This window comes from Mesorhizobium sp. P3_A8 (assembly GCF_056402995.1).
In genome coordinates, this window is sequence record NZ_JBFUGI010000004.1 from 346,896 (window position 1) to 360,063 (window position 13,168).

10 protein-coding genes are annotated in these 13,168 nt (G+C 55.9%); 6 read left to right on the top strand and 4 right to left on the bottom strand.

What is annotated here, in order from left to right:
• Positions 1-21: 21 nt before the first annotated feature.
• The 4 genes from AC1DX4_RS12405 to AC1DX4_RS12420 all read right to left on the bottom strand — a co-directional run bounded on the left by AC1DX4_RS12405 (position 22) and on the right by AC1DX4_RS12420 (position 3,746).
• Entirely contained in the window at positions 22-828 is an 807-nt protein-coding gene (locus AC1DX4_RS12405) for an alpha/beta fold hydrolase (protein WP_477220699.1), read from the bottom strand.
• A gap of 138 nt (positions 829-966) precedes the next feature.
• The gene (locus AC1DX4_RS12410; RefSeq protein WP_477220587.1) at positions 967-1,764 is read right to left on the bottom strand and encodes a sterol desaturase family protein; all 798 of its coding nucleotides are present in this window, start codon (positions 1,762-1,764) and stop codon (positions 967-969) included.
• Positions 1,765-2,122: 358 nt separating this feature from the next.
• Positions 2,123-2,659 carry a DnaJ domain-containing protein gene (locus AC1DX4_RS12415; protein WP_477220588.1) on the bottom strand — a complete coding sequence of 179 codons (537 nt, stop codon included), beginning with the start codon at positions 2,657-2,659 and terminating at the stop codon, positions 2,123-2,125.
• Positions 2,660-3,584: 925 nt separating this feature from the next.
• A complete protein-coding gene (locus AC1DX4_RS12420; protein WP_477220589.1) occupies positions 3,585-3,746 on the bottom strand; it encodes a hypothetical protein in 162 nt (53 codons plus the stop codon).
• Positions 3,747-5,158: 1,412 nt separating this feature from the next.
• Here AC1DX4_RS12420 and AC1DX4_RS12425 point away from each other — a divergent pair.
• The 6 genes from AC1DX4_RS12425 to AC1DX4_RS12450 all read left to right on the top strand — a co-directional run bounded on the left by AC1DX4_RS12425 (position 5,159) and on the right by AC1DX4_RS12450 (position 13,167).
• Positions 5,159-5,701, top strand: a complete 543-nt coding sequence (locus AC1DX4_RS12425) for a DnaJ domain-containing protein (protein ID WP_477220590.1) — start codon at positions 5,159-5,161, stop codon at positions 5,699-5,701.
• Between the two features lie 324 nt (positions 5,702-6,025).
• Positions 6,026-7,540: a TadE/TadG family type IV pilus assembly protein gene (locus AC1DX4_RS12430; RefSeq protein WP_477220591.1), complete on the top strand. Its 1,515-nt coding sequence runs from the start codon at positions 6,026-6,028 to the stop codon at positions 7,538-7,540.
• A gap of 218 nt (positions 7,541-7,758) precedes the next feature.
• Positions 7,759-9,057: a tyrosine-type recombinase/integrase gene (locus AC1DX4_RS12435; RefSeq protein ID WP_477220592.1), complete on the top strand. Its 1,299-nt coding sequence runs from the start codon at positions 7,759-7,761 to the stop codon at positions 9,055-9,057.
• A gap of 252 nt (positions 9,058-9,309) precedes the next feature.
• Positions 9,310-9,504 carry a helix-turn-helix transcriptional regulator gene (locus AC1DX4_RS12440; RefSeq protein WP_477220593.1) on the top strand — a complete coding sequence of 65 codons (195 nt, stop codon included), beginning with the start codon at positions 9,310-9,312 and terminating at the stop codon, positions 9,502-9,504.
• A 169-nt stretch (positions 9,505-9,673) separates the two neighbouring features.
• Complete coding sequence (locus AC1DX4_RS12445; protein WP_477220594.1) at positions 9,674-11,791, top strand: VapE domain-containing protein; 2,118 nt, start codon at positions 9,674-9,676, stop codon at positions 11,789-11,791.
• A gap of 626 nt (positions 11,792-12,417) precedes the next feature.
• The gene (locus AC1DX4_RS12450) at positions 12,418-13,167 is read left to right on the top strand and encodes a hypothetical protein (protein WP_477220595.1); all 750 of its coding nucleotides are present in this window, start codon (positions 12,418-12,420) and stop codon (positions 13,165-13,167) included.
• Position 13,168: the final 1 nt, after the last annotated feature.

A 13,168-nucleotide genomic window follows, 5' to 3' on the forward strand; every position in this document is an offset into this window, starting at 1 on the left:
CGCGCGGCGCCCCCCGAACTCTCAAGAATGAATTTTTCCAAGGAAGGACAAAAGCAAGCTGTTGAACTGCTCTGGCCGTTGCAGCGGCGCGAAATGGCTGACGCCGGGCAGGGTGATCAATTCCGACCCCGGGATACTGTGGGCCAGATAGGCCGCGTGCTCGTCTCTGATGAACTCGTCATGCTCGCTTTGAACGATCGCCACGGGCACGCGCGTCCGTGCCAGGTCGGCGGCGGAATAATTGGGTTCGGTCTTCATCATCACGCCGACGGCTTTGACGAATGCATCGAACTGGTCCGGTGTCGCCGACAGTTCGGCATAGTCCTTGGCATGCCGGCCGAAACACCGCTCGACAACCGGGCTTGGCGCGAATTCCTTGGTGCCGCTCGGATCCATGTTGCAGCCGAAGAAGAACACGCCCGTGACGCGTTCGGCGGCTTTCATGCCAAGGATCAGGGCAACGCAGGCGCCATCGCTCCAACCCACCACGGCCGCCTTTTTCAAGTGCAGGGCGTCCATCACGGTCAGGACGTCGGAAGCCATCAGTTCGTATTTGTACGGCCGTTCGTCGCGGGTGCTGCGCCCGTGGCCACGGCTGTCGATCACCACGACCTGGTAGCCGTGCTTGACCAGCGCGGGAACCTGAAATCCCCAATTGCCGCTATGACCGAGGCCGCCATGCAACAAGATCACCGGAGGGCCGGCGCCGAACGTGGCGTACCAGATTTTTGCGCCCTCATGCTCCACCCGACCTTCGTCTCTCGTGGCAGGCAGAGGCGTTGCGCCATGCGTTTCGAATTTCCTGAGATCGTCGTCGTGATAGTCCATGCCGGGAAAGCCTCGAGGCGAATGCGCAGGGCCTACGATTATTGCTGGTATCCGCCAAAACCAACCCGCGACGGGAAGTCTGCTGCCATCAGGCGACACCGCCAATTTCGAGCGGCAAAAGATCCTGCGCTGCCGATGTCAGGCTTCGGTGCTCGGCACTGGACGGGTTGATGACTTCTCGCGGGGCAGGAGCGGATAGCTGACCTGGCCGAAATAGCTGGCGGGGATCGGATCATCGACGCCGTATTTTTCCGGCACCTTGTTGCCGGTTGCATTGTAGGTGCCGAACACCATGTCGAGGACAGGCAGCTGCCCGGCGAAGTTCTTGTCATAGGCTTCGCGCTGGTTGGCATGGTGCCAATGATGGAACTGCGGGCTGGCGATCAGCCACTTCAAGGGGCCGAACGGGATCCGCAGGTTTGAATGAACAAGCAGCGTGTGTCCAAAATAGATGGATGAAAAGACGGCGATCGAGGCTTCGGAGAAGCCGAGGAAAAAGATCGGCGTCAGCGATATTGCCTTTGTGAGGATTGCGTCGACCGGATGGGAGTGGAAGGCGCCGAGCCAGTCCAGCTCGTCAATGCCATGGTGAACGGCGTGGAATTTCCAAAGCGCGGGGATTTCGTGGAAGGCCCGGTGCGTCCAGTAGACGCCGATATCGGTGATCAAGATGATTTCCGCGACCTGCAGCCAGATGGGCTGGCCGCCAACGGCGTGCGCAATTGATTGCGGGACCAGGATTGCGGCGGCGTCGAGGGTGTTGGCGGCGATCAGGACGATGACCACTTTTATGATGAGGCCGTTGAACAGCACATAGATCAGATCGACACCCAGGCCCTTGCGCAGGGTCTTCTGCGGCCGTTCGTGGAACAGATGTTCGAACGGAATGAAGATCAACGCGGAGATCAACAGCGCCTTGATGCCAAATATGTCCATTCGCCCGCCTCTGTTGCCTTGCCTTGGCCAGCACGCGCTCGCGCCTCAGCTTCCGGACAGAACCACATTTCTCCTTTCCAAAGGCTTGATGCGGGTCCCCCGGTTGCGCTCACGGCCGGGATATCCTCGAGACGCGCACCTGTCTGTCACATCGGTGTCGCAACCGGGCGATATCTCAGCGATGCGCGGTCGACGAACGCAGCGCGTGCCGCGCGTCCTCCCAGGACTAACCCCTCCGGTTCCCTGCCGGTGGGGTTTTCTATTTCAGCTGCCGCCTCTGGCAGCCGCGAATTGTCTTTGGATGGGCGCCAGCCAGCGAATCATTTCGACGGGTGACCGGCCACAAGCGAGCATGCGGTCAAGAAGCATGGTCCAGCAGTTTGGTGGTCGGGTCGCGGCGATGTTCGGAATTGGCGCGATCGACACCCTCAACGGTGATCGCGATCGTCCCGTTCTCGATCCTTGCTATCCAACCTTTTGCCTTGAGATACCAGAGATGAAACTCAAGGTGCTCGCGCGGGCAGCCTGACAATCTCTCAAGCTCTACGTCTCCAATGCCGGGATTGTTGACGTCTTGTCTGCGTTTTACATAGAGAAGCGCCAGCAGTTTTGCTTGAATTACGACGTCGCGCTCCATGCCTTTGGGGTTTGCGGCTTCCTCGGCCAGCTCCCGACGCAGACCCGCATGGTCCTTGTACTGGATGTCGTATTGCGCCCGTTTGACAGGATCCTTGAGCGTATTGTGAGCCTCCACGATTTCGCTGAAGCGGGATTCATCGCCGGTGGCTTGATTGTCGGGGTGGTAACGCATGGCAAAATAACGAAACACCCGTTCCAACGTTTCGGAGTTGGCGTTTGGGCTAACTTCCAGAACTTCGTAGTAGTCAACGAACATCGCGGCGCTCCCTCAAACGCAATCATATATTCATATCGGCTAAAATAATGAACATCCAGTGGACAAGCACGGAACCAAAGCGGTTACGTCAGACCATTGCTTGCGGCGGCCAAGACTTTGGTCCGGCGTCGATGGTCGGTTACTGTCTGGTGGGAGGAGAAATGGTCGCCGCTCGCCGGATGGGAGCGTTGGGTCGATAGAGGCCCACGCGGCGGGTTTTTATATTTTGACCAAGGTCTTGCGTGCCTTAGGCAATGAGAATCGCCTTGGAGTCGACCGCTACAAAACTATGACGATCGCCGCGCAAAACATAGCCACTCTCATCGTACTTCCCCACGGTTGTGCATCCCCAAGATGCTGGGGCGTGACGTTACGTCACTTTTATATTAGCGAAAGCGAATATTATGGCCTGTAGCGGATACGTGATCGCACCATACCGACGCGCCCGCGAATCCGTCATGCCTGAGGTGCGGCGGACCTGACGGTTCGTCTGGCCGGCGTCATCCCCAAAGCCACCCAGCTCCCAACTGGCGCCGGCCATTTTTGTTTTTAGCGTTGAGCAAGCGCGCCGGACAATCGATCCTGCTGTCCCATATTGGGGCGCATGGTTTGGCACGGCAATTGCTCCGAGCCCTCTGTTGTGGCGTGAGGGCGCTACTTCCTATTTGCGAGGCAACAGGAGGTAGGCAATGCGGATACTGGTAAGACCTGCGAAACGAGAAGGCGCTTCTCGGACGATTTTCCATCGACCGTTGGGCGATGGCGATTTCAGATCCGAAACGGATGGGGCGGTCGTCCTTTCGATAGATGCTGCTGGTATCTATGCAAAAGGTTCGCAATACCGATACCAGATTGAGTTCACGCTTGATGAACTTGAGGCACTTGGGAACCGGCCGTAGGAACATGAGATCGCCGCGATTGTCAGCTAACGCTTCTCCTTCGGCGTGATCTCCTCGACCCTCACCTTGTCGCCGATCTCTTTGGTCATCGCCAGCGCTTTGGCCTTGTCCTTGGTGGTCAGGACGGTGCGCCAATGTGGCTTCTCGAAAATTGAGACGATGCTGGTTGTGGCCGGCTTGTCGAACATCACTTCCTTCGATGATTGAAAGCCCGCAATTTCTGTTGGCGGAGACCGCGCGGGCCAAGCGGTGGCGAGTTGCCCGATCGCTCGGCCCTTCGTACCGGCACTCGGGAACTTCTTATCGTGAGTCGAGCTTTTGTTACAGAAAGCGACTTTGGTTTGGATGCAGGCAAGCTTTTCTCTCTTGCCCTCTCCAGGTCCAATTTCTCTCTTGCTCTCTCGAGTTCCAGGAGGTCGACGTATGAGGCGTCAAACGCCTCTACGTTCTTGCGCTGCTTGCTCCGCAGATGGAAATACAACAGCGCAAACGCCAGTATCATGGTTGTGGTGATCGTACCCGTTACGTGCTGGCTGTCGGCAAGCAAACAAAAAACAGCAACCGCTCCGCCAGCTATAGCTGCCCCGGTGACACTTGCCCGGGAAGGATCATATCTAGGCGGCGGGGCAACTAAGTCTGCCCGTCGCCTGGCGTCAAAGCTAATGCGTGAAGCATCCAATCTGACACCTCCGGTATCAAGGATATTTTAGCATCCTCTAATTAAATGAGGAACCACGCACGCCATCGTCCAAAAGGCTGTGTTTCGGCAACGCGATCCCACCAACCCTGGTGTCGGCTATTTTCATAGGAACGGTTGCCTGACAGACCGGCCTAAAGTCGTCCCGTAGCTATAAGCGCGATGGCGCCTATCCCGACTATGAATTTATGTCGCGCGAATAACGGTCCGGTCGCGATTGCAGCGACCACAAACTCCCTTGTCACGGCCGAAGTCGGACGTGGTTCCAAGTGCCCCCGTGATCTGGCCGACATGAGCTGGGGTTATATTCAGTTCATCCACGATACAACTATCGCATACGGCGTTCGGTTTCTGAGTGGTGATCCACGAATTGATGCGCTGGGCTGTGCTCATTTATATGCGTCCGCTCGTTTGCCGAAGGGCTTGCCGGTATAGGCGACCTTTAAACAATTAGCGGTATCTAATGTTCCGCACACTCGTGCTCCGAGCCGATTGCATTGAACCGTTCCGGCGCGCGCTCGTAGGTAGTGAATGGCCGGTGCAGTGAGGAACCCACCGCCTTGGGGCACTGACCACACCGGCCGCTTTTGGGCGGGGAAAGCGCCCGCGGCCTTAAGCTATGGGCGTTTTAGCAGACGCGCAATCGGCCGCATGTTCCACCCAGTCTTGGGGAACGATCCGTACCATCGCGAGTTGTGGGTGCGGCGGTCGATTCCCAGGATGTAGCCGCCCCCAATGAAAAGTCCGTCGCGAAGGCCACGCGGCGGGCTTTTTTGGTAGGACCAAGGTCTTAAGGGCCGCTTTCGAAGGTCTGACGTTACCGGTTTGGTTCCGGTAACATTCTTTGGGTGTTCTGTTATTTTAGCTATCATGAATATACTGTCGCCCGAGAGGGAGCGCAGCATGTTCGTTGACTATTACGAAGTTTTGGAAGTCAGCCCGAACGCCAATTCGGAAACGCTGGAACGCATATTTCGCTATTTTGCGATGCGCTATCATCCGGACAATCAGCAGACGGGCAATGAAGCCCGGTTCAGTGAAGTCGTGGAAGCGCATAACGTCCTCAAGGATCCCGTAAAGCGCGCCCAATACGACATCTTATATAGAGAGCATGCGGGTCTGCGGCTTCAATTGGCCGAGGAAGCAAGCGACGTCAAAGGCGTCGAGAAGGATGCTGTGGTCCAGGCCAAACTGCTTTCGCTGCTTTACGTGAAACGCAGGCAGGAGGTCGGCAATCCCGGAATTGGTGACGTGGAGATAGAGCGCTTGTTAGGCTGCCCCCGCGAGCATCTCGAGTTTCACCTCTGGTACATGAAAGCAAAGGGATGGATATCCAGGATCGAGAACGGAACGATTGCAATCACCGTTGAAGGGGTCGACCGCGCCAGCTCCGAACCGCGCCGTGATCCGACTGTTCGGCTACTAGATCATGCGGCGCAGCACTGACGGATTGCTATAGAAGCCCGCCGCCCCATTCACGGCAACGGCGGGCCGTCCCTAGGGATTAACGGGACTTGCTGAGGTGTTGGTTTGCCCCTGCTGAAAACGGCAGTGCAAATTCAAGGCCAGTTTGGATGGTCCAAAACGGGACATGCGCAGACCAAGGGCAAATCCTGTTGCTTGTGAGAGGGCCTAAAGTCTCAAGTAAGTAACGCAAAGGTCCGACGCCGCCCTCTTCAAAGGATTCTCTTGTTGGAAGTCAGGTACTTTCGGTCAATTGTCTGCAAACCGAGTGATCAGAATACGTTCAGACAAGATCGGGGGGCCGCGATGTATCGTATTCTCCGTGACTTTTGGAATGATCAACGCGGCATCGCGATGCTGCTGGTTGCAATTATGATACCTGTTCTCATAGGCTTTTCTTTGCTGGCCATCGACATGAGCCGGGCTACCGGGCTTCAACAACAGCTCCAGAAGGGTATCGACGCCATCGCTCTGGCCGCTGCCGCGGAACTGGATGGCAGATCGGATTCGATCACGCGGGCCAACCGTGCAGTGACGACCCTTATTGCCAACCAGACCCTGTATTCGGACGTGGCCGGTCATACACTCGTTCTAGCAGACGTAACCGTCACGTATTTGACCGGAATACCGGCCAGCGACGAGACGACATTGACCGCAGCAGGCGTCGATGCCAACAGCGTAAACTGGGCCAGCACCGATCCCAAAGCGGTGTCTTTGGCCGAAGTGACTATAAACGCGTCCGGCGTGGCGAAGGGCGCTGGGGCATTCGCAACCATCTTTCCGGCAAGCCTCCTCGGCAGCACCGACACAATGGACATCCGGCCCCAGGCGGTGGCCGGTTTCGTTCAGTCGATATGCGAAACCGTCCCGCTATTCATGTGCAACCCGTTCGAGACGACTGACCCGCTGACCAGCAAGACGATCCAGCAGTCCTTTGCCTCGGGAGACACCTACGGCCGGGAGTTCCGGATATTAAAGGTCGATTCCAACCCGGGCCCCGGCAATTTTGGGTTGATCGACAACAATCTGAGTTCGCTGCGCGATGCAATCGCGATCGGAAACTCTGGCACCTGCTACAACCGCAACGCGCTGACGACGAAGACCGGTGTCACCCTTGGCCAGGTCAATACCGGCCTCAATGTCCGGTTCGATCTCTATAGTGGCTCCCTGAACAACGACAACAGGGACTTCAATTACCGGCCCGCAAGCAACGTTCGAAAAGGGCAGAAGACCGGCTGCAGCAAATACGATCCCGTAACCGATGGAACCGCGCTGCCTCTGCCGCCCGGAGTCAACTACGTCGACTCAAAAGGAATGTCCGACGCGATTGGCTCGCAAGGATTTTGGACAAGTTACTGGCAGGCCAACCACGGTGGGGCTTACCCGAATGTCCCGAGCGCCACCAACCCGACCGGCACCAAGACAGCGCCGGCGTCTAGGTATGACGTATACAAATACGAGATTTCCCAAGGGTTGGTCGGCGACAAATCGCAGGCTCCGACGAAAGAAACCGGCACGCCATCTTGCTACAAAGGAGACGCCACGACAGCCGATCCTGATCGTCGGCTGCTCAATATGGCGATCGTCAACTGCATAGCGAACCAAGACAAGATCAATGGGCACGTCCAATTGAAACCGGATGGGTATGTCAGCGTGTTCATCAACACCCCCGTCCAAAAGCAGGACAACACGAAGGATCCCGATGACACTTCGGCCGGCGAGAAGCCTATCAGTTTGGAGATAGCTGACGTCGATGGGGCATTTGCCAACAATACCCTTGTCGACAAGGCATTCCGCAACGAGGCGCAGTTGTACAGGTAAGGGCAGCGGAGAGCGTTCGGCCTGATCCGCTAAGTTCAACACCCGCATGAGACCCGTGGCGGAGGGAGTGGCCGATGGTGTGCCTAGTCCTGACTAGTCACTAGTAGCCAACCTGTTGATTTCGCTGCATTTCGGTTAGCCATACCTAGCCAACAAATCTGCGGAAGGCTTCAAGAAGGTTAGTTCGGACAACCGCACTAACCAAAGGAGCCTCCGCAATGGCATCGAAAATCGACAATCTCAACCGCGAGCTACGCGAGCGCATTAAATCCGGGACGGCAAACATGTGGTCCCACGGTAACGGCCTGTGCTTTGCCCTGGCGAAGAATGGAAAGGCCACTTGGGTTTTCCGATACACCTTCGCTGGCAGTCGCCGCGTGATGACACTTGCACCGCACAATGATCCTATCAGCGACCGGCAATTCAAAGAATTGGAAATGGCTGCGATCGAACAGCGCGACCAACTGAAAGCCGGCGTTGACCCGCTCACAGCGTCCAAGCCCAAGGCGTCGAAGACGACTGGCGACGACACGTTTGAAAGCGTGGCACGCGACTACATCACAACGCATACCGCTAATTGGCGCAACGACAAGCACGCGGCCCAATGGTCCAGCACGCTCGAAACCTACGTATACCCGAAGATTGGACGTAAGCTGCCACATGAGATCGGCGTTGATGACGTGTTGGTGGTTTTGCAGCAGTCGCACATCCGACGCGGAAAACGCTTGCCGCTCTGGGACGCTGTACCGGAGACAGCCTCACGCGTTCGGATGCGAATTGAAACTGTGATCGCCGCAGCGAAGTCCAAGGCGCTTGGAAGTGCGAACACGCAAATCAAAGCTCTGTGGAAGGACCATTCCAACCCTGCCAAATGGGAAGATGGGCTGGAGCACTGGCTAGGAAAGAAAGGCAAGCAATCCAAAGGCCATCATGCGGCAATGCCTTTTACGGAAGTGCCGGCCTTTATGCAGGCGTTGCGTAGCAAGACAGATTATTCGGCCAAGGCGCTTGTGCTGACGATCCTATGCGCAACTCGCACTAGCGAAACTTTGCTCGCAACTTGGGATGAGTTCGATATCGCCAACTCCATCTGGATTATTCCAGCATCACGAATGAAGGCCGAGATTGAGCACCGCATTCCGTTGAGCAGCGCCGCAGTTGAGTTGTTGAAAGGGCTGCCCCGCTTCAAGGATAATCCCTATGTTTTTCCTGGAGCCAAACGCAACCAACCCTTGAGCAATATGGCCATGCTGGAGCAATTGCGAGGAATGCGACCGGGATTAACCGTTCACGGATTTCGATCCAGCTTCCGCGATTGGGCCGCAGAAACTACGCTCCACCCAGATACTATCGTTGAACAAGCGCTTGCGCACGTGCAGAAAGATAAGACCATCGCTGCATACCGGAGAGGCGACGCCTTTGAACGCCGCAAACAGATAATGCAGCAATGGACAGACTTCCTGATCATCGCCAACGACAACGAATACCGCACACAATGGGAAAGATTTGTTGCCTAATAACCGTTTATCGCGAATAACTATTGCTGTGGATAACCTTTAGAATGGCCCGCCTTTCGGGCCATTTTTTTTGACTATACATGCCTAGCCGTGATCGATTGCGGTTGCTGCGTCGAGGACACGCGCAGCCAAGTGCGCCAGAGCGAGGATACGCGATGGGCGCATGGGTCGGATGGCCCAGCCCTTAGACAGGGTGACCGTGGGTGGATGCCTGCAAATCCTTCAATTTCATAGATAAATTGGAACGCACCCATGCAGGATGCCTTGGTTCTACTCACGCGCGATCAGCTATGCGCATTGCTCCACATTTCCGATACTTCGCGCCAGCGGCTCGAAAAACATGATCCCGCTTTTCCACCCAAGTTGAAGATTGGGACGCGCAAAGTCGGCTATCTGCGCACTGATGTGCTCGACTATCTGCAAAAGCAGCGAGCAAACGCAGCTTAATGGCTAGTTCGAATGATTAGCACGGCGATCAGGCGAACAGCCTGCGCCCGGAATATCGCACAGTTTCAATGACATAATGATCCACGGTTCGAAGGAGCAACGCTCCGTCGCACCCAGAAAAACCCGGCTCGCGTTGGATGCGCGAAAGCCGGGCTGAAAGGTACTAGGAATGAATACCTATATAACGCCAGCCAGTCCCGCTGGCAATAGTAACCGCGCCGCCGCGCTGGTTGGCAGCGGCTTTGCGGTCTTTCCTCTCACCGCCAATCGGCTTCCGTTCTCGAATGAAAGCGTTGCAACCGCCCTAGGTGTCCCACAGCCCCAAAAAGGGCAGGGTGGCGCTAAGCTGGCAACGCGAGACCAGACCGCAATTGCGCGGCTCTGGACGGCGTTTCCAGACGCCCTGATCGGTATTGCGACCGGAACGCCATCGGGCGACCTAATCGCCCTGGACGTTGACCGGAAGAATGGGAAAGACGGTTTGCGATCTCTCGCCGCATTGAATTTGTGGCCACCGGCGACAGCCTGGCAGCAAACCCCATCAGGCGGTTATCACTACTTGTACCGCTCTCCAGCCGGGCAGCGATTGCCGACCGATGTAGGCGAGCTAGGAGAGGGATTAGATCGGCGCGGCGATGGCGGCTACATTGTCGATTATGGCTTTGACCTTGCCGCACCTGTTGCGATGGCTCCCGAATGGCTGTTGGCGGCCGGCGCACCGCGTGCCAACGGCGACCGCAAGCCACTCGGCACTGATCGAGCACCGACGATCACACAGGCGCTCGCAGCGCTGAACGAAATCAACCCAGAAGATTTGACATACGACGAATGGCGCAACGTCACATGCTCATATCGGCAGGCAGCGACAGGCCTTGTCCACGACGATCTTGTGCGCATGGGATGGAATAGCTGGTGCGGCGGTTACGCCAAAAACAACTCTGCCGACAACGAAAAGCTGTGGCGGTCGATCGATGCCGGAACATTGGTCGGCTGGATTTCATTGCATTGGAAAGCTTACGGCAGACCACCGCAGCCCGATCCAACGAAGATATTCGGCAGCAACGGAAACGTGCCGCAACCGGGCAGGCAGGTGCCACGTGAACTCGACGGGATCGACAACATCATCTCGACGGCAATCGTAGAGAAGAATTCGACCGTCGAGATTACAAAAATTTTGAGTGATGCCGGCTTACCCGTCGCATTCGATGAATTTGCGCAAACGATAGTGGTGACGGATACGCTACCTTGGGACAAGCGCGCATCATCTCCACGTCAGTGGGCTGATCTAGACACCACGCACTGTAAAGCTCTTGTCGAAAGTGTGGGCAGGAAGCCAGCTAAAGAAAATGTGTTTGATAGCGTAGCGATGATCGCGAACGCGCGCAAACAGCATCCGGTTCGCAACTACCTCAACAACCTCGTATGGGACGGCACAGAACGTCTGCCGCAACTGGCATCCGCATATTTCGGCGCGTCCGATACGCCATATGCTCGCATCGTTGGAACCAAATTTATGATTGGTGCAGTTGCGCGCATCATGTGGCCAGGTTCCAAAATGGATAATTTGCTTGTCCTCGAAGGACCGCAGGGACAGGGGAAGTCATCCGCAATTGAAGCTCTTGCCAGCGCGCAATGGTTCACTGACCGATTGCCCGATTTGCACACACCAGACGCTGCAATCCAACTGGCAGGCAAATGGATCATCGAACTTTCTGAATTGGCAAATGTGAAACGGTCGGATGCTGAAACCGTTAAAGGGTTCATTGCCAGATCAACCGACCGTTACCGCACGCCATATGGCAAGATCGCAATCGATCATCCCCGGCAATGCGTGTTTATCGCGACGACGAACGACGAACACTACCTTAAGGACCAAACGGGTAACCGGCGCTTTTGGCCTTTGAGGTGCTGTACGATCGACGTTGAGGCGATCAGGCGGGACCGCGACCAGCTTTGGGCCGAAGCTCTAACGCGGTATCGAGCCGGCGAGCGCTGGTGGCTCGACCGCGACGAGACGGCGCTTGCGGAAGCCGAGCAAGAGGACAGGCGTGAGGTTGACCCTTGGGAGGACCGGATTAAGGCGCACGTTGCGGTGATGGCCGGCATGCCGACAACGATTGAACTCGTGTGCAGGCTGCTCGAAATTCCCTTCGAACGTCAAAACGCATCGGTGAACGGTCGAATTGCTCGATGCCTGATCCTAGCTGGGTATCAGCGGAAACGATCATCATGGCCCGGCCCGGACGGGAAGCGATCTTATCACTATGAACAACGACGACGCCAATAATCTCCAAAAATCTCAACAACGCCGTTTCGTCCCGCTTGTCCCGCTATGTCCCATGGGACGGCCTATATTGCGTTGAAGGGTTCCTACGCGTTGGACGGGCTCTTCAACACTCTTCTACTACTTTCCCCAACCTAGTGGGACATAGTGGGACAAGTGAGGAAAAGCACAATAAAACAATGATTTACGGTTTCCGTCCTAGCGGGACAATAGTGGGACATAGTGGGAGGGAGGTCGAGCGCAGCAACAACTGACGAAAGCATTGTCTCGCAGCGCTATAGCGGCCCGTTGGCCCGGTCGGCGCGCCGAGTGCAGCGGACGAAAGCTCCGCCTATCATCGCATCTAAGCTTTTGAATTTATTGCGATGATCGGTTGCGATGATCACTCACCAACCGATTTCACCAACCGAAATGCGATTGTCGCTGTGGTCGAGGCGATGAACGATCGCGAATTGATTGCGTGGTCGTCATAGTATAGAGTTGCGATGACTTCAATAAATACAAATCTATTCCAAGAGGATAAGTTAATAAATCTGCGATTTACCACCTTACCCCCTTGACCAGTGCTTACTGGCTCGTAAAAGCTCCCTGTCACATGAAGCTGATTTGGGAGTAAGCCGATGCTAAGAATGATCGATATACACAGCAACCACATCATCTCGCGATCTGGCGACAGGACTAGCGCTCTTGTTTCAATCGCTGACAGGATAAACAACACAGCACTTCGATCCGGCGTATCATCGGCATACAGTGCAATCCGCATTGGGGCGGAATCAATTATCAAGATGCAGGAGATGGAATACCCATTTCCTCAAATACATGATGCTTATCGCAAGACGCTAACATCAAGCATAGTCCCACCAGCCAAAGCGTGTATCGTGGCACTACGTGCAGCGAACACCGCGAACAAAGCGGCAAAGGCCAATCTGTTGCTGCCGAGAAACCCGATCGATCCTCTTCGCGCCAGCATAAAGATGCAAATGCTGATTGGGAAAAAGCCGGCGAAGATCATCGAACTCGCTCACAGGGACGCTACCGGCGAAATCGGCGCAATCATGTTTGACAATTGGGACGTGCTGGAAATGCCCGATGTGATGCGCCCTGAGCTTGAGAAGAGCATTGCGCGCACAAACGCCGTGAACCGCTTTGCGCAAACGGCAGCGCTGCGAAAGCCTACTCCACAAGACATCCTTGCTGACGGTCCAGATATTGAGACCGCAACGCGAATGGCAGATGCCGCAATTCGCGATCTTGATAATACCACGGACGAAATCCACGCCGTTCGCAATTGGTTTGGCGATGCGGTCCAACACATCAGCGTTGCAGCCAACATCACGCCTCACGAAGTGATGAGCATCGCTCTATCGGAAGCAGCTTGAG

Bases quoted from the DNA above. Each gene is read 5' to 3' on its own strand.
- AC1DX4_RS12405 (WP_477220699.1), bottom strand. From the start codon at position 828: ATGGACTATCACGACGACGATCTCAGGAAATTCGAAACGCATGGCGCA.
- AC1DX4_RS12410 (WP_477220587.1), bottom strand. From the start codon at position 1,764: ATGGACATATTTGGCATCAAGGCGCTGTTGATCTCCGCGTTGATCTTC.
- AC1DX4_RS12415 (WP_477220588.1), bottom strand. From the start codon at position 2,659: ATGTTCGTTGACTACTACGAAGTTCTGGAAGTTAGCCCAAACGCCAAC.
- AC1DX4_RS12420 (WP_477220589.1), bottom strand. From the start codon at position 3,746: ATGTTCGACAAGCCGGCCACAACCAGCATCGTCTCAATTTTCGAGAAG.
- AC1DX4_RS12425 (WP_477220590.1), top strand. From the start codon at position 5,159: ATGTTCGTTGACTATTACGAAGTTTTGGAAGTCAGCCCGAACGCCAAT.
- AC1DX4_RS12430 (WP_477220591.1), top strand. From the start codon at position 6,026: ATGTATCGTATTCTCCGTGACTTTTGGAATGATCAACGCGGCATCGCG.
- AC1DX4_RS12435 (WP_477220592.1), top strand. From the start codon at position 7,759: ATGGCATCGAAAATCGACAATCTCAACCGCGAGCTACGCGAGCGCATT.
- AC1DX4_RS12440 (WP_477220593.1), top strand. From the start codon at position 9,310: ATGCAGGATGCCTTGGTTCTACTCACGCGCGATCAGCTATGCGCATTG.
- AC1DX4_RS12445 (WP_477220594.1), top strand. From the start codon at position 9,674: ATGAATACCTATATAACGCCAGCCAGTCCCGCTGGCAATAGTAACCGC.
- AC1DX4_RS12450 (WP_477220595.1), top strand. From the start codon at position 12,418: ATGATCGATATACACAGCAACCACATCATCTCGCGATCTGGCGACAGG.